This window comes from Undibacterium paludis (genome assembly GCF_022568815.1).
Taxonomy (GTDB): Bacteria; Pseudomonadota; Gammaproteobacteria; order Burkholderiales; family Burkholderiaceae_D; genus Undibacterium.
On the sequence record NZ_JAKZHX010000010.1, the window covers coordinates 121,325 to 144,666 of the forward strand.

At 53.5% G+C, this 23,342-nt stretch carries 19 protein-coding genes; 13 read left to right on the forward strand and 6 right to left on the reverse strand.

Annotated elements, in window-relative coordinates:
- Positions 1 to 44 precede the first annotated feature (44 nt).
- Entirely contained in the window at positions 45 to 1,190 is a 1,146-nt protein-coding gene (locus LZ463_RS17910) for an ABC transporter substrate-binding protein (protein WP_241457182.1), read from the reverse strand.
- A 197-nt stretch (positions 1,191 to 1,387) separates the two neighbouring features.
- Entirely contained in the window at positions 1,388 to 2,191 is an 804-nt protein-coding gene (locus LZ463_RS17915) for an AraC family transcriptional regulator (protein ID WP_241457183.1), read from the reverse strand.
- Between the two features lie 140 nt (positions 2,192 to 2,331).
- Here LZ463_RS17915 and LZ463_RS17920 point away from each other — a divergent pair, with 140 nt between their 5' ends.
- From LZ463_RS17920 to LZ463_RS17930, 3 genes are all read left to right on the forward strand, one after another.
- Positions 2,332 to 2,514 (forward strand): hypothetical protein, encoded by a 183-nt coding sequence (locus tag LZ463_RS17920; RefSeq protein ID WP_241457184.1) that lies wholly within the window; start codon positions 2,332 to 2,334, stop codon positions 2,512 to 2,514.
- Positions 2,498 to 3,166: a GntR family transcriptional regulator gene (locus tag LZ463_RS17925; RefSeq protein WP_241457185.1), complete on the forward strand. Its 669-nt coding sequence runs from the start codon at positions 2,498 to 2,500 to the stop codon at positions 3,164 to 3,166. The genes LZ463_RS17920 and LZ463_RS17925 overlap by 17 nt, the downstream gene beginning before the upstream one ends.
- A 547-nt stretch (positions 3,167 to 3,713) precedes the next feature.
- Positions 3,714 to 4,145: a hypothetical protein gene (locus LZ463_RS17930; RefSeq protein ID WP_241457186.1), complete on the forward strand. Its 432-nt coding sequence runs from the start codon at positions 3,714 to 3,716 to the stop codon at positions 4,143 to 4,145.
- A gap of 1 nt (position 4,146) precedes the next feature.
- On the opposite strand, the gene LZ463_RS17935 is transcribed toward LZ463_RS17930, so the two are convergent.
- Entirely contained in the window at positions 4,147 to 4,926 is a 780-nt protein-coding gene (locus LZ463_RS17935) for an enoyl-CoA hydratase (RefSeq protein WP_241457187.1), read from the reverse strand.
- On the reverse strand, positions 4,923 to 5,855 hold the full coding sequence (ylqF, locus tag LZ463_RS17940) for a ribosome biogenesis GTPase YlqF (RefSeq protein ID WP_241457188.1): 933 nt from the start codon (positions 5,853 to 5,855) through the stop codon (positions 4,923 to 4,925). The genes LZ463_RS17935 and ylqF overlap by 4 nt, the downstream gene beginning before the upstream one ends.
- Positions 5,856 to 6,271: 416 nt before the next feature.
- Here ylqF and LZ463_RS17945 point away from each other — a divergent pair, with 416 nt between their 5' ends.
- From LZ463_RS17945 to LZ463_RS17990, 10 genes are all read left to right on the forward strand, one after another.
- Positions 6,272 to 7,279: an exonuclease/endonuclease/phosphatase family protein gene (locus LZ463_RS17945; RefSeq protein WP_241457189.1), complete on the forward strand. Its 1,008-nt coding sequence runs from the start codon at positions 6,272 to 6,274 to the stop codon at positions 7,277 to 7,279.
- Positions 7,280 to 7,303: 24 nt separating this feature from the next.
- Positions 7,304 to 8,500: a hypothetical protein gene (locus LZ463_RS17950; RefSeq protein ID WP_241457190.1), complete on the forward strand. Its 1,197-nt coding sequence runs from the start codon at positions 7,304 to 7,306 to the stop codon at positions 8,498 to 8,500.
- Between the two features lie 46 nt (positions 8,501 to 8,546).
- Positions 8,547 to 9,026 carry a hypothetical protein gene (locus LZ463_RS17955; protein WP_241457191.1) on the forward strand — a complete coding sequence of 160 codons (480 nt, stop codon included), beginning with the start codon at positions 8,547 to 8,549 and terminating at the stop codon, positions 9,024 to 9,026.
- Between the two features lie 29 nt (positions 9,027 to 9,055).
- Entirely contained in the window at positions 9,056 to 12,298 is a 3,243-nt protein-coding gene (locus LZ463_RS17960; protein WP_241457192.1) for a DUF6603 domain-containing protein, read from the forward strand.
- A gap of 59 nt (positions 12,299 to 12,357) precedes the next feature.
- The gene (locus LZ463_RS17965; RefSeq protein ID WP_241457193.1) at positions 12,358 to 13,878 is read left to right on the forward strand and encodes a hypothetical protein; all 1,521 of its coding nucleotides are present in this window, start codon (positions 12,358 to 12,360) and stop codon (positions 13,876 to 13,878) included.
- 1 nt (position 13,879) lies between these two features.
- Positions 13,880 to 14,860 (forward strand): hypothetical protein, encoded by a 981-nt coding sequence (locus LZ463_RS17970; protein ID WP_241457194.1) that lies wholly within the window; start codon positions 13,880 to 13,882, stop codon positions 14,858 to 14,860.
- 26 nt (positions 14,861 to 14,886) lie between these two features.
- Positions 14,887 to 19,245, forward strand: coding sequence for a hypothetical protein (locus LZ463_RS17975; RefSeq protein WP_241457195.1), 4,359 nt, complete (start codon positions 14,887 to 14,889; stop codon positions 19,243 to 19,245).
- Positions 19,246 to 19,360: 115 nt separating this feature from the next.
- Positions 19,361 to 20,914: a hypothetical protein gene (locus LZ463_RS17980; protein ID WP_241457196.1), complete on the forward strand. Its 1,554-nt coding sequence runs from the start codon at positions 19,361 to 19,363 to the stop codon at positions 20,912 to 20,914.
- Positions 20,915 to 20,926: 12 nt separating this feature from the next.
- Positions 20,927 to 21,400, forward strand: a complete 474-nt coding sequence (locus LZ463_RS17985) for a phage tail protein (RefSeq protein ID WP_241457197.1) — start codon at positions 20,927 to 20,929, stop codon at positions 21,398 to 21,400.
- A gap of 278 nt (positions 21,401 to 21,678) precedes the next feature.
- Positions 21,679 to 22,173, forward strand: coding sequence for a phage tail protein (locus tag LZ463_RS17990; RefSeq protein WP_241457198.1), 495 nt, complete (start codon positions 21,679 to 21,681; stop codon positions 22,171 to 22,173).
- A 40-nt stretch (positions 22,174 to 22,213) separates the two neighbouring features.
- Here LZ463_RS17990 and LZ463_RS17995 read toward each other — a convergent pair whose 3' ends face one another.
- Together LZ463_RS17995 and LZ463_RS18000 are read right to left on the reverse strand one after the other, a co-directional pair.
- Positions 22,214 to 22,711, reverse strand: a complete 498-nt coding sequence (locus LZ463_RS17995) for a nuclear transport factor 2 family protein (protein WP_241457199.1) — start codon at positions 22,709 to 22,711, stop codon at positions 22,214 to 22,216.
- Positions 22,712 to 22,783: 72 nt separating this feature from the next.
- On the reverse strand, positions 22,784 to 23,335 hold the full coding sequence (locus tag LZ463_RS18000; protein ID WP_241457200.1) for a GNAT family N-acetyltransferase: 552 nt from the start codon (positions 23,333 to 23,335) through the stop codon (positions 22,784 to 22,786).
- Positions 23,336 to 23,342: the final 7 nt, after the last annotated feature.

Consider the following 23,342-nt stretch of genomic DNA (forward strand, 5'->3'; position numbering starts at 1 on the left):
CAGCCCCTGATCACCTGGCTTTGCATGACAGCCTATGGCAGCTTTTAGCGCAGGAAGCGCCCGTCTTTCGACACCACAGTCAATTCAGCATAATCAGAACCCTGGTGATTGTTCTTGCCAAAGTTAACGATAAAACCATCAAAGTCTGAGCGCCCCATTCCCTCCAGGGCCGTGATCAAGCGTTCGCTGGTGACGTCCTTGCCTGAACGCTTGATGGCTTCGACAAAAACTTTGGCATCAAGAAAACCTTCTATGCCCAGGTAAGAATATTCGGTGACACCCATCTTGCCCATCACCTTCTGGTATTCACGTACCAACGCCGTCGTGGCAGAGTAAGGGAATGGTAACACCTGAGAAATGATGACACCCACACCGTCCTTGCCCAGCGCAGTGATACCCGCCTGAGAGGCCAGCACTGACAGGGCAAAATACTGCATGCCCTTGACCTTTTTATTGAATGCCTGGATAAAATCGCTTGATGGCTTGCCCGCCGTGATCAGGATAATGGTCTGCACATCAGCCGCTTCCATGGCGCTGACGGCCTTGTCGAGATCAGAAGAATCGCTGTTGATGCCAACAGTCGCGGTCAGTTTCAACTGATGTTTGGCAACCGCCTGTTCTATGCCGGCCAGGCCTTCTTTACCAAAGGCGTTGTTTTGCACCACCACACCGATTTTCTTGATACCGCGCACATTCAGGTGATCAATGATCTTTTCCGTCTCTACCGTATAACCGGCACGGATATTGAAAATGCGGCGGTTGAAAGGTTTGCGCACGACATCGGCACCGGTCACCGGGGCAAAACTCAGGATATTGGCTTCTTCCAGCACAGGCAGCAAGGCGGTATTGGCTGGCGTGCCCAGCATGCCAAACAAGGCCACGGCTTTTTCTTTTTCTATCAGCTGCCTGACATTGGCAATCGATTTTTTGGCATCATAGGCGTCATCCAGGGTGATAAAACGGATTTTCCGGCCATTCACCCCGCCCTGGGAATTGATGTAATCAAAATAGGCTTTGGCGCCAGTGGAATGGGCGACGCCCAATTCAGCCAGGATGCCGGTCAGCGCGGTCGACTGACCGATGACGATGTCGTTGCCCTCGGCATGAGCGACAGCAATACAGCAGCACATCATGAACTTGATGAGCAAAAGACGGCCCATCGCCGTATAGCGATTGAAATTTACAAACATATTGTCTCCAGATTTTTCCACCTGCATGCACCGTAAGTACAGACAGGCAGTATTTTTTTGTTGTATGCCAGGCAGTTCATTTCCACGCAGCATTGTGCAAAGAATAAAACACATCCTGACCAAAGATTGTCATCCGGACGACAGTTACATTTCCTTACAGAAACACATTGAGCGGTCTCCATACTCTGTCCACATGCTCATGACCTGAGCACAACTTCCCGGTACTCACTGGGCGTCATGCCTACTGTAGCCTTGAATATGCGTGAAAACGCGCTATGGTCCTGGTAACCGCATGCAACGGCGATATCGGTAATGCTGAGCTGGGATTCGGCCAGCATGGAGGAGGCGGCGTCCAGGCGTATCTTGACCATCATCTGCCTGGGCGTCAGGGAAAATATTTTGTGAAAATTCCGTTCCAATTGTGCAACAGACAGGCCAGTCAACTTGACCAGGTCTGCCATGGCGATGGTCTGCGTATAGTTCTGGTGCAGGTGGCGAACTGCCGTGGCAATCTTGGCGTACACAGGATGACGCTGGTCTGGCATGGCCAGGTCGCGTGAGATGCCAGTCATGCCGATGATCTGATGGCGGGTATCGCGCAAGGGGATTTTTTGGGTCAGGCACCAGCCCGGTGAGCGGTTCGGGTACAGATGCAATTCCAGCTGGTCATGGATTTCTTTCTTGCCACTCAGTACCATGGCATCCTGAGCAGCATAGCTGGCAGCCAGCGAAGCCGGAAACAACTCTTCGGCCTTTTTGCCAAGCAAGGCATCCTTGTCACGCACGCCACAGCGCCTTGCCAGTGTCTGATTAACAACAAGATAACGCCCTTCACTGTCTTTGACAAAAAAGACCATGTCTGTCATGGCGTCGAACAGGCTTTCCGAAAAAAACACATTGGCCAGTTGGGAAGCCATTTGCTGGCGCTTTTCCTGCGCCGGGAAATTGGTCTGGTTTGCCGATGCCGGCGTAGTGCTGAGCGAGGATGCGTGCGGCGTCAATTGATTTACTCCAGAATCGAATGATGAATTAGCAAGTCATCTTTAAATATATTTAAATTATATTTATACTGTAAAGCTTAACGCAAAAACCACCAGAAAATCCATTACTATGCTGATTTCTGCACAAAGTATCAGCAAATATGGATAGTCCATGGCAAAATAGTGATGAGGAATATATTGACCTTGCATCAAAAACAGTTATAAGTATAAAAAAACGCGCAGAATTTGATAATACCAAGCTTTTACAAGGTAAAATTTGCGCACGAATAGGTAAAATCCATACAAAATACAGAACATGGATATCTGATGCTCGCCACACCTGAAAAAACACCCGCATTTGCCCCCAAACTGCGTGCTGCTGATGTCGCCTATGATGCAATAGAGAGCATGATAGTCACACTGCAATTGAAACCCGGTTCACCGGTGGTTGAGTCTGAACTGGTGGAAAGAACAGGACTGGGGCGCACTCCCCTGCGCGAAGCCCTGATGCGCATGTCATCAAATGGCCTGATACAGCAGATGCCCAGGCGCGGCCTGATCATCAGCGATATTGAAGCAGCCGAGCACATGACACTGATAGAAACCCGCCGTGTCATCGAAAGACTGATCGCCGCCAGCGCCGCCCGCCGCGCCACACCTCAACACCGCAAGGACATCGTGGAATGTGCCGACAAGATGCTGGTCGCCGCCAAGCGCAATGACCTCAATGACTACATGGCCGCCGACCAGGCCCTGGACCATGTCGTGCATGAAGCCTGCCGCAACCCTTCTGCCGTGGCTGCCGTCATCCCGCTGATCATCAAATGCCGCCGCTTCTGGTATGCCTTTCAGCATGAAGGCGACATAGAAGAAGGCGCCCGCTGCCATATGCTGGTGGCCAAGGCGATTGCCAAAGGCAATGAAGAACAGGCCGCCAAGGCGGCAGATGGCCTGATGGATTACCTGGAGTCGTTTGCGCGCAAGGTGATTGGGTAAGTGGAGTGTTTGGCTGAGGTAGAAGCGCGCACACCGTAACCAAAAGAATATATACAAAGGTCGCAATGACGTTTGGGTTGTTTTTTTGCAGTTCCCATGTGTCGATGCCTTTGATGCAAGGCAGAAAATGGAAAAAGAAAGACGATGTTTGAGCGTAGCGAGTTTTCGGGCTTTCCCATTTTTTGACTTGCAGCAAAGCCCCCCCCTTTAACGGGGGCAGCGACGCCTGGGTCGCCTTTTTGGCACACCTTTTTGGCGAAGCAAAAAGGTGTGTAGCTGCCGGTCTACCACCGGGCGACAATCTTAAAATACGAATGCAGATATTTGAAAATCAAGACATTCAAAACACCAATACCCTGATTCAATCCATCTGATAGTTTGTGCCGAACGCCACTAGATTCCTGCCTGCGCAGGAATGACGTCAGATGGAGTGTGGCTCATCAAAGCCCGCGCTGCGAATCAAGCAAACAGATTTGCGCTACATGGCAAACGACTTGATGACAAATCTGCCCAATTCTTCGACATCAAAGGGTATAATCTTGCCCCTATGGCATTCCACCCTTTCATTTCCAAACCAAACACGCAAGCGATCGCCCTGTCGACCGTCGTGTACGGCTTGCTGTATTTCGTATTTATTGCGATGCTGAAGGCGTCAATAGCGCCTCCAACACTGGTGAACACGGATACCGGATTGTGGGGGAACCAGCTGTTCATGACCATTTTTGGTCTTGCCCAGTACGTGCTGCCTGGCTTACTGGTTGGCTATCTGGCCGAGAAATCGCCCATGATGCATGGTTACCTGCTAGGCATAGCGACCACTGCACTGGTCTATGCCTACGCCAGTTTCACCTATGGCGACAACCCTGCCCAGTTGCCCACCTCCTACACAGTCTTGTACACCTGCTTTGTCGCTGGCGTGTGGTGCTCACTTGGCGCCGTGATTGCCGACCACTTCAGAACCCGCAAACAAGAGCAATAGATCAAGACCAGTCAGGCCGGCGCTTTTCCAGGAATGCCTGCACACCTTCTTGCGCTGCTTCATCCATCATATTGCAAGCCATGGTCTGCCCGGCCAGTTGATAGGCCGCTTCCACACCCATTTCCAGTTGCTTGTAAAACAATTGCTTGCCCATGCTGATGGCCACTGCCGGCTTGGCGACGATGCTGGCAACCAGTTCTGCCACGCAGGTATCGAGCTGATCAGCGCTGACAACGCGGTTGACCAGCCCACGCTGCAAGGCTGTCTGCGCATCGATGAAATCACCGGTCAGCAGCATTTCCATCGCCTGTTTGCGCGACACATTGCGTGACAGGGCAACAGCGGGAGTCGAGCAAAACAGGCCGACATTCACACCGGATACGGCAAAGCGCGCCTGTTCTGCCGCCACAGCCAGGTCACACATGGCGACCAACTGGCAACCGGCTGCCGTAGCCAGACCATGCACACGGGCTATCACCGGCTGCGGCAGTTTTTGTATGGACAGCATCAACTTGCTGCATAAGCCAAACAGGTCTTTGTAGTATTTGTCACTCGGGCTGGCCTGCATCTGCTTGAGGTCATGGCCAGCACAAAATGCCTTGCCTGCTGCGGCCAATACGACTACGCGTATCTTTTCATTTACCGCAATTGCCTTGAACGCGGCCAGCAGTTCTGTCAGCATTTCTTCTGACAGGGGATTGAAGCGTTCACCGCGATTTAGCGTCAACGTACAAACCGCATCTGCATCGGTGCGCAGGAGATAGGGCGCATCCAGACTCATTCTTCGTCCTCTTGTTCCGGCTCCATGCCGGTCTGCACGCTCTTGCCCTGCCCCAGCAAAACAGGTGGCACATAGGTCGCGAGCAAGTGTTCACGGCTGGTCGGGGTCTCCAGGCTGATGCGGCCAAGAGCACCACTGCGGTAATCAAGTAAGAGGGTATGCGAGGCCTTTTCAAAATCCCAGTCACCGCCTTTTAGCTTGTAAGCACGCTTTTTGGCGACGCCTTCAATCACGGCCACGGCATCCATACCTTCCAGATTGAAGCCATAGCGGGTCACCAGTGATTTGGGGTAATGAATCAGCAGTTGCTCGGCCAGGAAGGTCGCGATTTCTTCTTCAATCAGCGCATTGACGCCAATAGCATGACTGGCGGCCAGCATCAATCCATCGGTAGGGTGTTCTATCTTGGGCCACAGCATACCGGGTGTATCGGTCAGTATCATGTTCTTGCCAAGATACAGACGCTGCTGGGTCTTGGTCACGGCCGGCTCATCGCCGACATTGGCAACACGCTTTTTGAGCAAGGCATTCATCAGCGTGGATTTGCCGACATTCGGTATGCCCATGATCATCATGCGCAGCGGTTTGGTCGGCACACCGCGATGTGGGGCCAGCTTCAAGGCCAGGCCGGGCACTTTGGCGACATCGGAAGGTTTTTTGCAGCTCATGGCAACGGCGAACACGTCTTTCTGGGCATTGTAGAAATCCAGCCAGGCCTTGGTTGCGTTCGGGTCGGCCAGGTCGGCCTTGTTCAAAATCTTCAGGCAGGGACGCTGGCGAAAGGTACGCAGCGACTCCACCATGGGGTTGCAAGAGGCCTGCGGAATACGGGCGTCCTGCACCTCTATCACCAGGTCGGTGTTCTCCATGGTTTCCGCCGCCTTCTTGCGGGCGGCGTTCATGTGACCGGGGAACCATTGTATGGACATGCTTATTCTTCTTTTTCGGCAAAAACAAAGCGACATTGTACGGAAGTCTGCCCGGCTTGCGCCGGATTTTGCAGGCAACACCAGAAAAGCCCGGCATTAATCTTTCCAGGACGGAACAAGCTGTGTACAAAAAGACATAAATGTTTAATATATCTTCCAGAATTGTAAATTCTGTTGATTATTTTGTATGTGGATGTTATTTTTTCAATCCATGATTTGTTGCATTTTTATTAGCACCCGAAACATTTCTCCGCGGAAAACTCCAACAGATTGCCAGCCCTTGAACCGGGTGCAGGAAAAACTAGCACAAACAGTCCGGCAAACAGCACTTCAGCAACAAGCCGGTCAGAGGCAAAGAGCGCAGCAGTAGGAATTTTTATTGTTTCACAGGTTTCATAACCATAGGCAGATGAGCGATGAAGGTAATTTCCTGGAATCTGAAAAATGTCAGTCTCAACAAGCTGACCAAGGCCAATACCTTCCAGCCTTTGTTCCAGACCTATGGCATGGGCAACACCGTTCTTGATTACGTGACCAATGTCGTCATGGGTGCAGAACAATGGGAAGGCGTCGTTTCGGCCTTCCCTGTCGATTTGTTTGTGGTCATCGAACTCAAGACCGGCGGCTCCCGCAAAGGAGGGGCAGTTTCAGGTAATTGCCTGCCGACACTGGTCGCCATGCGCGATGCGATGAATGCTGCCGTTGTTGCGATGAACCATAATCCGCTGGAATACAATTACCAGTACATCGTCCCTGTCATCACAGGGCGGCATGAAACAGTAGGTTTTATTTATAACACCAGGGAATTGACACCAACTGCACTAACACTGGAACGCAATACCGTCACCGATGCCTTCCTGCCCGGCAGAACACCCCTGGTTGCCACCTTCGATGTCTTGTCAAAACCGGGCACCACGATGCGTTTCTCGGGCATACATGATCCACCACCGAGTGGCGGTGCTGCTGTCAGGATGCGTCCGCCCATCGATTTTTGCAGGCAACTGGTGAACACCCCGTCAGCGGCGGTGCAGAACACCTTTTTCCTTGGCGACTTCAATTGCCAGCCAACTGACAGCTATGTGAACGGCAACGGTGTCACGGTCAGGCCTTTCAGCAACCTGGCCAATTACGGGACTGACCTGCCGAACAATTCACTCTCGAGTGTAAAGAAACGGCTGGACAATAATCAGGCGGGGCAAGCGGCTTACCTGAGCGCGCCCTATGACAATAATATTTTCTGGATTACACCAAATATTGTCATTGGCAATGGCCAGGAAGAAGTTGTAGATCTCATCGGTGAGGCCAAGAACACCATCTATGATCCGCCGGAAGACTTGTATCCGGCCAGGGGCCGGGCTGTACTGAATGCCTACAATGCGGTGTCTGATCACCTGCCTGTCATCATGGAATTCAACGTCATTTAAACAAGAACAGCAGGGGCATAGCGTATGGCTTACTGGAAATTTACCGATGTCTATGGCAGCACTTATCCGGCGCTGACCAATTCCATACTCAGTATCCTGGTATTTGATGTGCCCTCAGGCACGCCCATCAACGGCACGAATTTCAACGCCAGCCTGGATTTGCAGGCAACCGGCAAAGCCATGGGTGTCCTGTCGTCCATGCTGGGCATGACGACAGTACCCATGACGGGCACGGTCACGACCACCAACAATATACTCAACATCGACCTGGCGTCGAGCAATAACGCCGCAATACTGAGCGCACTGGCAGCCTGCATTCCGTTGATAGGCGGCCAGCTCATGCAGGCGGCCAGCCTGGCCATCAAGAACACCACGCCACAATCGGCCACAGTGGATGATGATCCGACTACCGACCAGTTCAATCTCAATACCACGGTCAAGATAGGCAATGGCAGCGGTGATGTGACTACGCAGATACCGATGAGCAATGGCCTCTTCACCATGAGCGCCACGTTCAGCAATTTTGGCATAGGCTTGAGCGACCTGAATTTCCTGGTGCCGCAAGCGCAGTTTTCCAGCATGTTCCCAACCACGCTGCCAACGAATTACTACAACCCGGCAAGCACAACCTTGAATCTGTTGTCGCTGGAATTGTCGTTGTATGTCAAGACTTCGCCATCGTTGAGTATCAGCGTCAACAACGTTTCGACATCAATAGGCATTGTCAATATACCGCTGTATCCGAATGCCCTGTACCTGAACCCCTTGGCGATCTGGATCAGCGTCAGCAATCCCTTAAGCAGCCAACCGACACCAACCTGGGGACTCAATGGCTCCATCGCGCTCTACCCTTACGGCAAGCAGACCAGCCCGCCCAGTGTGCCGCCGGATTTTAGTTATGATCTGGCGATGCAGATGCCGACCAGATCCGACCCCACTTTTTCTGTCACCGGTACTCTGGATAACCCGCAAAACCTGCCGGTCTCACAGATACTCTGCGACCTGATGAACGATGGCAGCTTCAACACTGGCATATCAAATCAGCTGACACTGGAAAAATTTGATTTTGCCACCGTGGCCGATACATCAACAGGCACCATCAATGAATTTTCTGTTGAAATTGCCATGGATGCCAGCGGCAATGGCGGCTCTTACATTGGCCTGTTCAGCGACAGTTTTGGCGTCAAGGATTTCAGTATTGCCGTCGCTTATGTCAAGTGATGGGCTGGCAGATGACTCACTCTTTTAAAACGAAAGCGCACTGGTCATGAGTACGACAACGATCAATTTTAAAACCACGCTGGTGATAGGTGAAGAGCAGGTGCCGCTGGCCTCGGAAATCGTGCTCGGTGACGGCAATTCACAGGATGGTGTGGATAAGGGTTTCCTGTTCAAGCTTGACCGTGAACCGTTTGATCCGCCGGTCACGATTTATCTTGGTGACGTGATCAATTTCATCAACACCAAACTCGGTGGTGGCGATGTGTCGACGAATCCCGGCATGGCCCTGATCAGCCAGGCATTCCCTGGCATGAGTCCGGCCAATTTCAACTCAAGCAACCAGACACTGGTGAACATTTATGAATTCAGCCTCAATTCTACGACCAAGGAATTCCTGTTTTCTTTCAATCTTGATGTGGAGAACTCCAATCCAGACGTTGGCCTGATTGCTCTGCCGCCCGTCTTGTCGAACTGGCTGAAAATAGAAAGTCTGGCCATTTCATTTTCTGCCACCAGTCAATCCTGATCCGTTTTGACCCATACTGACTTTGCGCCATGTCCAATACTGCTATCGACCTCACCCTCGGCCTGAACCTGCAAATCGGGTCTGTTCCTGTTTCCCTGAGCGCAGAAGTGGAAAGCGACTCGGCTGGTTCTGTCTACACCTTCAGTGGTTCGGTACAGGATGCCACGATAGATATAGGCAAGTTCATGAGCTATATCGGCCAGCAGTTTGGTGTCGATGTGCAGTTCCCGCCTGAACTGAATCTGGAAGCTATTATCGACTATGTGGCAGGACAGATCAGGTATGCCAAACCTGTCAGCGGTGCGACCACGACAGAAATGGGCATGGCCGCCAAGTTTGACCTCGTGTACCGGAACGGTGGCAGCACCGAGACCTTCAGCTTCAGTTTTTATGCCGATACCATACTGACCAGCGGCTCCAGTGTCAGCAGCTACGTGGTGGGAGCATCAATCGACACCAATCTGGCCTTTAAGGATTTGCCCCTGGTCGGCACCATACCGGTATTCAATGAATACACGCTCAAACACCTGGGCTTCAGTTATACCAATGCCGACCCGGCGCAAAACAATGGCAAGCCGGTCAGCTTCAATATCCCCAAGGTGTCACAGAGCAGCAATCCTTTGAAACCTGCCGGTTCACCGCCTTCGCGCGAAAGCAATAGCTATGCGATAAATACTTCAGGCGACCAGACCACCTTCAGCCTCGACAAAAAAGGCTTTGCCTTTACCGCCGGCCTGATGCGAGAAGGCAGCAACAGTGCCGTCAGCAATTTTTCCCTGCCCATGGCCCTGCCTGCCGCGCCGGCTTCGACAGCGCCAGCCACCTATTATCAGGGTAGTGGCAGCGTCAACGCCAGCCCGCCAGCCAGCCCGATCAACTGGATCAAGATCAACAAGACCTTTGGCCCGGTTGACCTGCAAAAAATCGGCCTGAACTATAAAAGCGGTGAAGCGACTTTTGGCCTGTCTGCCGGTTTTTCCATGGGTGGCTTTTCGCTGGACCTGCAAGGCCTGTCCATCACCTTCCCCCTGCCTTTGCCAGGCATGCCTGCTGGCGATACAGTCAGTTTTGATCTTGATGGCCTGGCGATGGACTTCCAGCGTGGCAGCCTCAGACTGGGCGGCGCTTTCCTGAAAGTCATCCAGAACGACATCACCAATTACTATGGTGAAGTGGTGGTGCAGGTGGCCAGCTATGGCTTCAAGGCCATAGGCGGCTATGCCCCGGCACAGCACGGCAATCCGGCATCCTTCTTCATCTATGCCAACCTGCAAGTGCCCTTGGGTGGCCCGCCCTTCCTGTATGTATCGGGCCTTGCCTTTGGTTTTGGCGTCAACTATGCACTCAACCTGCCCACCATGGCGACCCTGCCCGGTTACCTGCTGTTGCCTGGCAAGGCCCCGGCACAACCATCGAATGCAGGTGCAGCCTTCAGCAGTGTACTCACACAACTGGCGGGCGGCTCCAACCCTGTCGTGACCAACCAGCCCGGTCAATACTGGGTGGCTGCTGGCATACAGTTCACCTCCTTCAACATGGTCTCGGCCTTTGCCCTGGTCACGGTCTCGTTTGGTGTCAGTACACAGATAGGTTTGCTCGGCTCCTGCTCCATCACGTTACCGAAGGGAGCAAGCAGCCCGCTCGCCTACATAGAAATCGATATCGTCGCTTCGTTCACGCCAGACAGTGGTGCGCTGGCAGTCGCCGGCGTCATCACCCCTGCATCTTACCTGTATGGCGACTTCGTCAAGATCAGCGGTGGCTTTGCCTTCAATATATGGTTCAGCGGTGAGCACAAAGGGGATTTTGTCGTCACGATTGGCGGCTATAACAGTGCCTATTCCAAACCGGCCTGGTACCCGGCCGTGCCACGTATGCAAATGGGTTTTGCGCTTGGGCCTTTCCAGGCGTCCGGCTCATCCTACCTGGCGCTGACACCGGCAATGTTCATGGCGGGCATGCAGTTTTCTGCCACCTTCTCACTTGGCTCCATCAAGGCCTGGTTCAATTGCGGCATGGACTTCCTGATTGCCTGGGCGCCCTTTGTCTACCAGGCAGATGCCTATGTCAATGTCGGCTGCTCGGTCGATCTGGGCCTGTTTACGATACGTGTCAGTGTCGGTGCCAATCTGCAGGTCTGGGGACCGTCATTTGGTGGCCGTGCAGAAGTTGATCTCGATATCGTCAGCTTTACCATTCGCTTCGGTTCTTCTGCCCCCAATCCTGCCCCTGTCAGCTGGCAGAATGTGGCAGACAACTTCTTGCCTGGCAGCGGTTCCACATCAACAAACTCTGCCAAGACTGTGTCTGCGCGCAGCATGGGCATGCTCAGCATGCAGAAATCGGCCCAGGCCCAGAAACTCGCAGCAAGCAGCAATGACGCAGGCAATACTGATAACAATGCTTCGGCATCGGTAGCAATAGGCTTGCTGCAACAGGACATCGTCGATGCCGAAGGCCGGACCTGGGACTGGATCATCGATCCGAATCAGTTCCAGTTGATGACTGCATCAACCATACCATCAAACGTGGCACGCTGGAGTACCGGCAGCAGCACGACAACGACGATACCAAATGTATTGCCGATCGCCAGCACCACGGCCTTGCCGCATCTCGTGGCAGCCAGTGAGTCTTACTCCAGCACGCAAATATGGAACCCAACGATCAGCGTCAAGCCCATGAAGCTGTCGGGTGTGCAGACCATTCACACCATCACGCTGACCAAAGCAGACAATAACGGCAGCTTCAATGACTACATTGATGAAGTGCAGATACAGCCCGTACTCGGTAATTCGAATACTGCTCTGTGGGGTGACCCGAATGTCAGCAAAGACGCCAATACAGTGGCCCTGCTGTCCCACACATTGATGGGTTTCAATATCACGGCACTGCCAAGAAACCCCTTGACGGTCAACAATGTACCGCTGATACAACTGATATTTACGGCTGGCAACCAGACTACTTTCAGCTATACCTCACAACAGTCTGACCAGAATTACACCGTCACCTCGACCATTACCAAACCGGACGAAGATTTACAGATCAGTGTCACCGGGGCCAGCACGCAATCGATGACGAACCAACATTATGTACTCAGTTCACTGACCAATAGCTGGGTCAGCGGCCAGCGTAATATCTTGCTCGACGACCTGACGGCCAATGGCTTTGGCACCTATACGCCTGCGCAATTGAATCTGACCGCGATGGCAACGACAGAAGCCCTGACAGACTGGCCGCTGGTGGGAGTATTGGGCGAAGCGATCGCAGCCTAGCAAGGGTGATCTGCGCCAAGTAATGCATGAATGAACATTTTTTGAAGGTGTGAATCAACATGGCTGTCAATGACGACGAAACCTATTTGCTGAACCAGCAGGTATCCTTTATCCAGCATTTTCTACCGGGCCTGGATGCCGGTGGTTACCAGTTGCAGGTAAGGCAAAACATACTCGATAGTGCTGGCAACGCCGTCGCCGGCGCAGACTATAGCAACAGCTATACCTTTGCCGTCACGGCAGACCGCTTTGCGATTTCACAGCCTGGCAATGTGATCAGTTCGGTCTTCCCTTCTGACAATGCCTCGGGTGAATTCAGCAATGTCTTGCCACATGTGGTGTTTTCTCAAAAGACCTTCCCCTGGGTGCGCTACCCGACCAATCAACTGCCCTATTCACCACCAGAGCCAGGCACGGACACCGATGCCGACGTGCCGACCTGGTTATGGGTCATGCTGCTTGATGAAGACGATGTCAGCGCCTGCGCCGCTGAAGGCTTGAGCCTGAACCTGACGCCAGCAACCCGCAGCGTGGCCGATCTGTTTCCGCAGGCTGCTCTGCCATCTGGCACAACCAGCAGCCTGGGGAATAATTATTCCTACTTTAATGGCGCCACCACCATACTGGGGCTGGAACCAGGCGAAACATTGACAGATGCCATTCAGACCATTGATGTGCCCCTGAGCCTGTTCTGGAAGATCGCCCCCAGTGTCGATGACTTGAAGCAGATGGCCCATGGTCGCGTGGTCAGTCTGATCAACCAGCCGACTACCACCAATACACCAGATCCAGGTGAACCTACCGGTTCATTCTCCGTCGTATTTGGCAACCGCCTGCCTGCCACCGGCAAAAAGACAGTAGCCTTTCTGGTGTCGCTGGAAGAATTGCAGAACTTTCTGCCCAGTACCAGCAGCGGCGGCGCGCCAACGGGTAACACCTTCAATGGCAACCTTTCATTGAGGCTGGCTGTATTAAGCAACTGGACTTTTTTCAGCACTGGCCAGCCAGCGACCTTTGTCCACCAGTTGCTGAGCCTCAACGGCCGTGTGATTGACGACCCGAACAAGCAGCCACCGCCCGCTGCTGTCAACACCAACCTGCGCCTGCTGTACCAGGGGAACAATGCAGTCGTGCGCGGGGCACTGGATATGGGTTATGTACCGCTCAACGAAACCCTGCGCACAGCAGGTCAGACAGTGTCCTGGTACCGTGGCCCGCTCACACCTTACCAGGTCACGCAGTCGTGGCTGCAGGTGCCGATTGCCTCACCCGATGCCGCGACCATCTTTGACCCGACCACAGGATTGCTTGACACCTCCTATGCCGCAGCCTGGACCATAGGCCGCATGGTGGCCTTGCAGGATACGTCATTCTCGACAAGCTACTACACCTGGAAGCGCGACCTGGAAATGCAGATACAACAATCGGTGGAAGACCAGATGCTGGAACAGAGCCTGGGAGCTTCGCTGAACCTGGCGCCGCAGAGCAGGCAAATGAAACTTGTGGCTGGCGCACCGGCTCCGCATGGCTCTGGTTCACTGCTGAAACGCACCATCATGTCACTCAATCCTGAGATTTAATATGAAATCCGTGTACAAGCGCTCATCGCTGATCAGTAACCTGCAGACAGCCTATTCCAGCCCCGCCAACGTGCAGGCCAACCTCCCAAACCCCGCCATGCCGCAAGTGCTGGTGGACTGGCTGGCCAACCTGGCACTGCTGCATGGCGTGCCCTTCAATTATCTGGTGCCGGATGAAAACATGCTGCCACCAGAATCACTACGTTTTTTTTACCTGGACAGTAACTGGATTTCGGCCTTGACGGATGGCGCCATGAGCATAGGCCGTAACCTGACCACGCAGGTCGATACGCCGGAAATGAATCTGCAATCCGCCGTCTTGCCAGAGGTGACCATGCAGGTCAAGAGCACGGCATCACAGGTCAGGGCCAAGGCATTTGGCACAACCGCTGCTGTCGACCAGAACAATGCCACTGTCATCAGCGGATTCATCATGCGCTCTTCGCTGGTGCTTGACTACCCAAGCATGGGAGTGAACGTCTATCCGCTTGGCGGCACACCAAAAGACCCGAATCCTGTCATGCTGCAGATACTGCGACTGGAGCAACTTGGCCCGCAATCAGACACCCTGATCTGCCTGATTGCCGGCGATGCCTACCGTGTCGACATACACGAAGCACCACAGGCACTGCACTATGGCATAGATTGTTTCCAGAATGGCTGCACCGTCAGGGGCCATGCCGCAACGGCGGTCAAGAATCTGTACACCTTTGGCAACGTTACGTCGACCATCAATGGCACCACAACCAATAGCGTCACCATGAGCCAGACGGTGACACCGACTGATATCAGCTCATGTTTCCGTAGCATATCGCCACGCGTGCTGGGCATGGATACTTTGTCCAAACTGATCCTGCGAGCCAACCAGTCTGTCGCGCCACCTCCGGGCACCACGACCCCAAGCAGCATAGATTCGGCCGAGATGGGCTTTGAAATGACCGAGGGTGTGGGCATGGTCAGTTTTTATAAATCGAATACCTGAATTCATTAAGCCAGCGACAGAAAATCATGATGAACGCAATTGTTCCACTCAATATCGCAGCACTGCGCGTCAACAATAATGACGCCACCAATGTCGTGGGCGGTTTCCAGGGCAAGACAGCCAGCTTCAATTCCATGCCCTGGTACAATCCCAACGGCGGCTCCCCGCCAGCAGCGGCCAGTACCGGTGACAAGATTTACAAGCCGCTTGGCAGCACTACCAGCGGCGCACCGCTGAACAGCCCCGCCAACCCGCTCGGTGTCGGTGTGCATCTGCAATGGGAATTGCCTGACTACTTCCGCAAGGGGACTCAACCTGCAGAAGGTGGAAATCTGGTCTTCCCGGCCGCACCAAACCGCTGGCTGGTGACACGCTTCCTGAGTTTTTATGACCCGGCAACACAAGCTTATGGCAGCATCAGCAGCAAAAGCTGGGTAGTGGAAAGCGACTATCTCGCATCATCGCTGCAAGCCGACTCATCCGGCATTATACGGCCTGTCATTTCTGTCCCCATCCCTGCCCAGCCCGGCTTTCAGCAACAACCTTTCATGTACATGGGACGGGTGGTCGATGCCGCAAGCTGGAACCCGGCCAATACGCCGGCATCGAATTACCTGCCCTATTACAAGAGTACCGATGGCAGCCCGCTCTACCTGACTTCCATCGGTTTTGTCGGTGCCTATTTTGGCTCTTACTATCCTGAATGCTGCAGCGTCTTTGGTTTCTGGGACAATTTTTCTGATGTGCCTTATCCCGGTTACAAGTCTTTGTATGAGGCATTGAAGGCAAACGCCACGATACAGTTTCGCACCAGTTACCAGGTGACAGGCTGGCTCAATGAAAGCATGTCCGATCCACTTGCCAATATCGATGCCCATATCACCGACGACTATAACCAGTACCTGAGCGACTGCAATAACAACCACGTCGCGCCTGAACTGACACCCAATGATTTTTTCCAGCAGATTACTGCCGGAAAAATGAAATGGACTTTCAATATGGCCGACGTCGGTTATGAACTCAATGAAGATCACACGATAGCCTCGCTCAATTATCCTGAAGAAACCCTGTCCGCAGGCACTACGCAGGAGGTTGTCTGGAACATGCTCAGCAACCCTGGTACGACTTACTTTTTGCAATCGAATAATGCATCAAACGTTTCTGTCTGGGATACCGAAGTCGAAATTGCCGTCGGCAATTCAACCGAAGAAGCGGTGGCGGCCATGCTCAAGACTGACATGGGCCAGCAGACCAGTGACACGAATGTGCTGACCAATTATGAATACCTGCTCGATGCACTGCAACTGGGCCTGCTGGCTGATCTGGAAAAAACCCCCAATAAACTGATCGCGCTGGAAGAAGCACTGCACAGCAATGCCTTCTCTACCGACCCCAGTGGCTACCTGTGGATCATAGGCAGCCAGGAAGTCAGTGGTGACACCCCTGTCAATCCGGATGATGAAGTGACGCTGCCACTGGACCTGGCAGAGCAGCTCTACCTGCTGAACCAGGCACAGAAAAACTATGACATGGGACGCGCCGCCCTCTCGACCATGCGCAAGCAATTGTTCATGGACTGGACCCATTATGTGAAACTGTACACAGGTGAAATCACTGATCCCAACATCAGCATCGGCAATATGACGAATTTCATCAACACCGCCAGCGGCGGTGAATTGAATGCCGTCATCGCCAAGGGTAATGCCGTCGGCATATTGTCGTATATCACGAATGAAGAGTCTGGCGCTGTAACCGGCATCAACCAGCCTGTCAATGGTGTATCACTCTCCAGCCTGGCTTACAAGGTCTGGGACAATTACCAGATCGTACAAAATGCCCTGGCCGCTTACCCGGCCTGGCAAGTGCAGTGCACGAGGAATGATCCCTTCTATCTGCCCAACGAACCGCTGGTGCTGATGCAGGGCGACATGATGGAACCTGCGCGCAGGAATGGCAAAGCTCAGCTGACCTTCGTTCGTCTGAGCCTGGAAATACTGGGCCAGCTCAATATCTGCTACAACGGCAATCAGTTGCAGGTCACTGCCAGCAGTACAGGCATCGTTCCTGCCGTCAACAGCAGTATCCCCATGGGCGCCGATGTCAGCGCCTTGTTAGGCGAAGCGTGTCTGATCACTCCCATGCTGGCGACAGCGGTGGCATCCAGCCTCGCTGCGACAGGCGGCGCCAATAATCCGGCCGTCAGTTCGCTCCCGGCTTTTACCACCAGCCTGATGTATGCACAAGGTGGGCTGAGCCCGCTCGATATTGCACCGAATGCTGGTGGCGTGCCGGCCCCTGCCGATACCGGTCTGTTTACGACGGTGGCAGGCGACAATTACCAGCCTTCAGCCAATCCAGTCGTTGCTATCAGCGCACCACAGTCGCTGGATATCACTTTCAGCAATGCTGCCAACAATGGCTGGGCGCCCAATACCATAGGCTGGAGTACCCAGGCAACGCCAGCCGGTTTCCCGTCGAGCCAGGTCAATCCCTTCCTGCCCGTATTCATGGTCTGGAATGTCAGGCTCAATCCCTTGTTGTGGGAAGCCAAGGACAGCAATGGCAATGCGATTTATTCACCGTCCAACCTCACCGACTTCTTTACCCTGGACACCGACGCCGTCGATTATGTCTACAAGATGAACGGCAACCAGGCTGTGAATTTCACTTCGCCTGATCCTGTCACCTATGGTAACTCTTCAACCATGAGTTCCAATTCCACCGGGGTGCTGGTCTACCAGATCAACTCCTATATCGCCGGCCATCCTGGTGACCCTGACAATCCTACCTTGCAGCAAATTGCCGACCTGTATGCGGACAAGAATTTCCTGGCGCAATCGATCAGCGGTTTCAATATCCAGCAGGTGTTGACTGCCGATGTCGCCCAGGTCGCCGTGGAAGACCTGACCAAGGGCAGCCGCGACAGCATCACCACGGCAGTCGCCAATGCGGCAAAACAGAATTCCTGGGACAACTGGTATGACTTTGGTTTCAACAGCCAGCAGCCCATATCGACTGGCTTGCTGGCGCAGGGGAATTTTGGTCCCCTGCGCTCGGGCTTCCTGGAGATCATGAGCATAGAAATCGTCGATGCCTTTGGTCAGCGCATGGACCTGGCGACCTCGGCCAGCAACCCTGATGGATCACTGGAAGTGATTACCGCTTACTCCATGACCCCGCCTGCAGAGGATACCGCCAACCAGGGCAAGATTTATCTGCCACCCAGGTTGCTGGCGTCAAGTCGCCTGTGGTTCCAGTGGCTGTCGGCTTCGTATGACACCAGCATCGCCGGTATCACCGGAGATTTTGAAGAAATGAGCCACCACCCGGCCACCTCGCCGGTCTGTGGCTGGGTCGTGCCCAATCATCTGGACAATAACCTGTTCTTCTACAATGCAGACGGCAGTCCTATAGGCACATTCGGCATAGAACACCTGACGACCAATCCTGCCCTGGTCTATCGTACACGTGCCGGCAATCTGGCCAATGCCACCAACAGTCTGGCGTATGACATCGGTGAACCAGGCTCGCCTACCGTCAACGCCAATCTGGCCAATTACATGTGGTACATCAATAGCCAGAATGCCAGCTACCTGCAAGACTTGATGAAGGTGATACTCGATTCTGCCGATTACATCAACCCCTCGCATTATGCGAGTGACGCCAATCTGTCCGTCCTGTTGGGTAATCCGCTGGCCCTGGTCAGGGCCACGGTTGGTCTGGAAACAGCCGGCAACCTGCTGCCGCTGTCGCAAGCTGACAATGGTCCCGGCAGCCCTTTCCCGCAGGATGTCAACAATAACCGTGTCAATTACACTGACCGCATGGCCTACAGCAGCGCCAACCTGCAAAACGTCAACTTCCCATTAAGACTGGGTGATCTTGCCAATCTTGACGATGGCCTGGTTGGCTACCTGATGGATGGAACGGGTGACAATCCCTACACAGGTGAGATTTTCTATGCCCCGGCAGCCGATCCCGGCATGCAGGGAGGCGTCCGCGCGCCGACTGAAACCACGGTGCAACTGACACTGAATGCGCCATCGCGCAACCTGACCATGCTGGTTGATCCACGCGCAGCCGTGCATGCGACGACGGGCGTATTGCCAGTCAATGAACTGAGCATACCGCCAGACCAGTACACAACAGCAATGAGCAGCCTGCAAGTCAATTTCGTCACCAGGCCCATGCTGAAGATGAGCCAGGGGCTGGTCGTCCCCTTGCCGGCAGAAAGTGGCTATGGCTGGTCATGGATCACGCCAGGTAACACCATCGATACGCCACTCACGCCAAATGCCGCCAATGAAACTCCGGTTTATGGTTATTCACCGCAGACCTTGCAGGAAGGCTGGCTGGAACTCACTCCCGACAGTAATGATGCGTAAATGAAGAACAATGCGAAAGACCAATACAAGAGTAATGCAAGCAAGCAGTAAAAACCGCGCCAGCAATCCTGGACATTGATTATTTTGATCAACCTAAAACCAGACAGAAGAAATTATGAGCTCAGTAATAATGACCATGAATAACCCTGCGGTACCGGGCACACCCGCTACCATTTATACAGGGGTCACAGCCAGCCTCAATATCGCGCTCACCAATGATACCGGGGCTGATATCAATCTCAATAGTGCCTCCAACCTGGAAGTGTTCATGCCGCTGTATTTTACGGCGGCACAACTGGAGCAGATGACGATCAGCAATATCGCACCGGCAGGCTGGACCTTCAGTTACAACAGCGCCGACATGTCCCTGCAACTGAACTGGACGGGTGGCAGCGCCCCCTGGTATAGCAACAGCGCCGTCACGTTCACGATCAATAATGTGCTGACGTCGAATACGCCCACTGCTGACGCGGTGCAGGTCAACTTCAACAACATAGGCGGCGCTGGTGTGCCCACTCAGGTATCGGCCGCACTGGCACTGGTTGCCCCTCCCGCGCCAGGCAACCTGGACCTGCAGCAGGTCTTGAATGTCGCGCCGGAATTTGGCGGGGTCGTCTATGTATCGGCCATCAGCAATCCACTGACCAATACCCTGTACCTGAATTTCAAGAATACCGGTAGTACGCCGTTGTTCAATGGCAATAACATGTGGACAGGCTCGCCCAAGGTATCAGTCAGTTTTGTGTATGGCACCACCAGCGGTTCGCTGGCGCCGGATGACAAGCAGCAGTCTTCACAACTGGGCTCGGCCTGGGCGATCAGTGGCGGCATCTACGTGGACCAGACTGATGGCTGGAGCATACAAAACCCGTCCGTTACCGGCCAGGCCAATTCACCAACATGGACATTGACACCCAACAACACCAACAAGCAGATCATCGGTACGGGCGACCAGTCCAATGTAACCTTCTCTTTCAGTAACATCATCTCAATGACACCGACTGGCCCGACGCAAATGTATGTGCAGTTTTCCGGGTTCATGGCCAATGACGGTACGCATTACAACGACACCGTTTTCGTTGTTTCCATCATCAAGCAGAATCCGCCCAATCCCGGTGCGATTGGCATCTACAGCCTGGCAGAAACCATCACCGTCAACAGCTCCACTGAACAAGTCACCATCCCGCTGACCTGGAGCATGTTCGGTGTCGGCAGCGTCAAGCTGAGTTTCTACATACCCGGCATGACCATACCCGAACACAAGTACACCTATGGTACGGCACATCCTGCGCTCAACTACGACACCGAATATCCCCAGATCACCGGCGTCACCAAGACCCAGACGCTGACAGTTTATTGCTGGGCATACTCGGATAGCAACTGGCAAAACCAGTTGAACAAGATACAGTGCACGGTGCCCCTGATCTTTCCACCGGTGATCAACAGCTTCACCATCCAGCCGACAACGATCGTGCCGCCGGCCAGCTACGCATTTCAGTTGCAATGGGATATCGCGGGGCAGGACAGTTTTGAAATCATTGCAGACACTGGCTCTGGCAGCCCAGTCAAGTTACCGGTACCACAAACCGTGACGTCTTATATTGTCAACCCGACCGCACCAGAAACCACGTATACACTCAATGTGTATGGCAATACAACTAACGACTGACCGGAGTATTTCATGCCAAATCCAAATGTAGTCACAGCCAATACTTCTGCCACTATCTCCGTGCCGGTTGGCACCGTCGTCAGTTTTGCGGGAACCGTCGCTCCGAACGGCTGGTTATTGTGCGATGGTTCTGGTATTACACAGGCAACCTATCCCAATTTATATGGCTTGATAGGTGCCAACGTCCCTGATCTTCGCAGCCGCTTCATTGTCGGTGCGGGTCAGGGCGGAGGTTTGTCCAATCGACCGCTGAAAAGCGCAGGTGGTGAAGAAACTCATTATCTGAGCGAAAATGAAATGCCTAACCACAGTCATGCATATGGTGTGGGCGGTGGTAACGGTGGCGGCAATAACGGGGGAGGTAATTCGGAAGGCTGGTCAACCACTAACTGGTCCTTTACAACCTGGACAGCCCGCACTGGCGGCAATGTGCCGCACAATAACATGCCGCCTTTTTATGCGCTGACCTACATCATCAAATACTAATGGACTGTAACAGTGAAAGCGGAAGTGAAGGACATGTACGCGGAGAACCAGGGCAAGACAAGGTGTCAGCAAATAAGCACAGCGATAGCGGTGCTATCGCGAGTATTTGCAACGCCGTCCTGGCTGCCGCGCACATGGCAGGCACTTCGCTTTTTACTGTTACAGTCCACTAAACTGCCGCGTCCGAAAGATAAAGCCCCGTTTTATCGCACTGGTGCAAACACAGACATACATATTTGCACCATTCCCACTCTTTTCTTTTTCAGATAAAAACTACCATGAGCACATTAACCAACACAGCCCCATCCCAATCTGCCGACGCCGTAGCCATCAACCCCTTGCCAGTCGGCGCCATCATTGCCTTTGGCGGCAGCGACGCGCCCAATGGCTGGCTGCTTTGCGTAGGCCAGACCATCAGTCAATCGACCTACCCCAATCTGTTTGCCGTCATAGGCGGCACGGTACCAGACCTGCGTAGCCGTTTTGTCGTCGGCGCCGGGCAAGGCAATGGCCTCAGCAACTATCCGCTCAAGAATACAGGGGGCCTTGAAAATGTAACACTCAATGTCAACCAGATACCCAGCCATCAGCATTTTGGCTTTGGCGAGGCTTATGATGACTGGCCACTTGGCTATCAGGGTAGCAACCAAAAAGGCAGCAAAGGCGGCATGGACAATGACAACCATTATTACGGCACAACCAATACCGGCGGCGGTCAGGCGCATGAAAATCGCCCGCCGTATTTTGCCCTGACTTATATCATCAAGTATTGAATGCAAGCGTGCCGCAACCATGTTGAGCAAAGTGCAGGGTTTATTTCTTCTGCTCCTGTTCGGTCTGCTTTGCGGCATGCTTCTCTAGCAGTTGCTTCACACCGGCAGCAAGATAGTCAGTCAGTTCATTCGGCACGGTCAGTGAAAGCTGGTAGTGCATGATTTCAAAACCCTGTGCAGTCTGCCGTATGACACCTGTCGCCTGACAGATGCCCATCTGCGTTTTCAACTGCTCGTCAAACCAGATCCAGTTGCGGTCCGGCGACATGCTGATGTGGCGGTTAAAGGATGTAAAGGCCCAGGCTGATGGGCGTTCAAAGTAGCGTTTGGCCCAAACTTTGAACTCATCACGCGTCCAGCGTTCTGTCTTGTCTGTTCCTATATACACGCCGTCTTTTGCCATCTTGTCGAAATACTGCAAGCGTGCATGGGCGGCATCATCGTGCCATTCATCAATGAAGCGCGCGACTTTTTCAGTCGTGACGGCAATCTCATCGGCGGACGCCTGTGCGACAAAAACCAGAGTGGAAGTCATCATCAGTACCTGCAAAAGTCTTTTAAGCATGTTGGACGCCTGGTCAATATAGGAATGTTATCTTGCAAACCCGGATCAAATCCTCTGCAGGTAATCATCGCGGGTGATGCGGTAAATCGGGCTGGCTGCTTCGCCGGATACATCATCAACCTCTGAAAATAGTCGCATGCCGATTTTCTCGAGGGTACGACGCGAGGGGATATTCGCAGGTCTGGTCAGACCAAACACTGCTTCTTCAGTCAAAACGACAAAAGCAGCGTGCAAGGCCGCCCTGGCCATTTCCGTGGCATAGCCTTTGCCCCAGGTATGAGCGGCAAAGCGAAAGTACAGATTCAGGCCGCTGAAGCTGGCAATCTGTTTGCGCATGATACCGCCAAAACCCAGAACCTGTTCTGGTTGTGCTGCCAGACGCACCGTCCAATAGCCAAAACCATGCCGGTCCCAGAAATCGGTCCAATCCTCGATCAACGCACGGGTCGCCTCCGGTGTGCGTACCCCACCGGGATTGTGCAGGTTGACGGCTGGGTCCCCATGTATCCTGATGGCGCTGTCCAGATCATCCATGGACAGCCTGCGCAGCACGAGCCGGTCTGTCCTGACTTGATCAAGCCTTGAATTTATCTGCATGTAGGCG

Coding starts and splice junctions, on each gene's coding strand:
- LZ463_RS17960 (WP_241457192.1), top strand. CDS start 9,056: ATGTCCAATACTGCTATCGACCTCACCCTCGGCCTGAACCTGCAAATC.
- ylqF (WP_241457188.1), bottom strand. CDS start 5,855: ATGTCCATACAATGGTTCCCCGGTCACATGAACGCCGCCCGCAAGAAG.
- LZ463_RS17950 (WP_241457190.1), top strand. CDS start 7,304: ATGGCTTACTGGAAATTTACCGATGTCTATGGCAGCACTTATCCGGCG.
- LZ463_RS17910 (WP_241457182.1), bottom strand. CDS start 1,190: ATGTTTGTAAATTTCAATCGCTATACGGCGATGGGCCGTCTTTTGCTC.
- LZ463_RS17985 (WP_241457197.1), top strand. CDS start 20,927: ATGCCAAATCCAAATGTAGTCACAGCCAATACTTCTGCCACTATCTCC.
- LZ463_RS17980 (WP_241457196.1), top strand. CDS start 19,361: ATGAGCTCAGTAATAATGACCATGAATAACCCTGCGGTACCGGGCACA.
- LZ463_RS17965 (WP_241457193.1), top strand. CDS start 12,358: ATGGCTGTCAATGACGACGAAACCTATTTGCTGAACCAGCAGGTATCC.
- LZ463_RS17920 (WP_241457184.1), top strand. CDS start 2,332: ATGGATAGTCCATGGCAAAATAGTGATGAGGAATATATTGACCTTGCA.
- LZ463_RS17970 (WP_241457194.1), top strand. CDS start 13,880: ATGAAATCCGTGTACAAGCGCTCATCGCTGATCAGTAACCTGCAGACA.
- LZ463_RS17930 (WP_241457186.1), top strand. CDS start 3,714: ATGGCATTCCACCCTTTCATTTCCAAACCAAACACGCAAGCGATCGCC.
- LZ463_RS17990 (WP_241457198.1), top strand. CDS start 21,679: ATGAGCACATTAACCAACACAGCCCCATCCCAATCTGCCGACGCCGTA.
- LZ463_RS17945 (WP_241457189.1), top strand. CDS start 6,272: ATGAAGGTAATTTCCTGGAATCTGAAAAATGTCAGTCTCAACAAGCTG.
- LZ463_RS17935 (WP_241457187.1), bottom strand. CDS start 4,926: ATGAGTCTGGATGCGCCCTATCTCCTGCGCACCGATGCAGATGCGGTT.
- LZ463_RS17975 (WP_241457195.1), top strand. CDS start 14,887: ATGATGAACGCAATTGTTCCACTCAATATCGCAGCACTGCGCGTCAAC.
- LZ463_RS17925 (WP_241457185.1), top strand. CDS start 2,498: ATGCTCGCCACACCTGAAAAAACACCCGCATTTGCCCCCAAACTGCGT.
- LZ463_RS17995 (WP_241457199.1), bottom strand. CDS start 22,711: ATGATGACTTCCACTCTGGTTTTTGTCGCACAGGCGTCCGCCGATGAG.
- LZ463_RS18000 (WP_241457200.1), bottom strand. CDS start 23,335: ATGCAGATAAATTCAAGGCTTGATCAAGTCAGGACAGACCGGCTCGTG.
- LZ463_RS17955 (WP_241457191.1), top strand. CDS start 8,547: ATGAGTACGACAACGATCAATTTTAAAACCACGCTGGTGATAGGTGAA.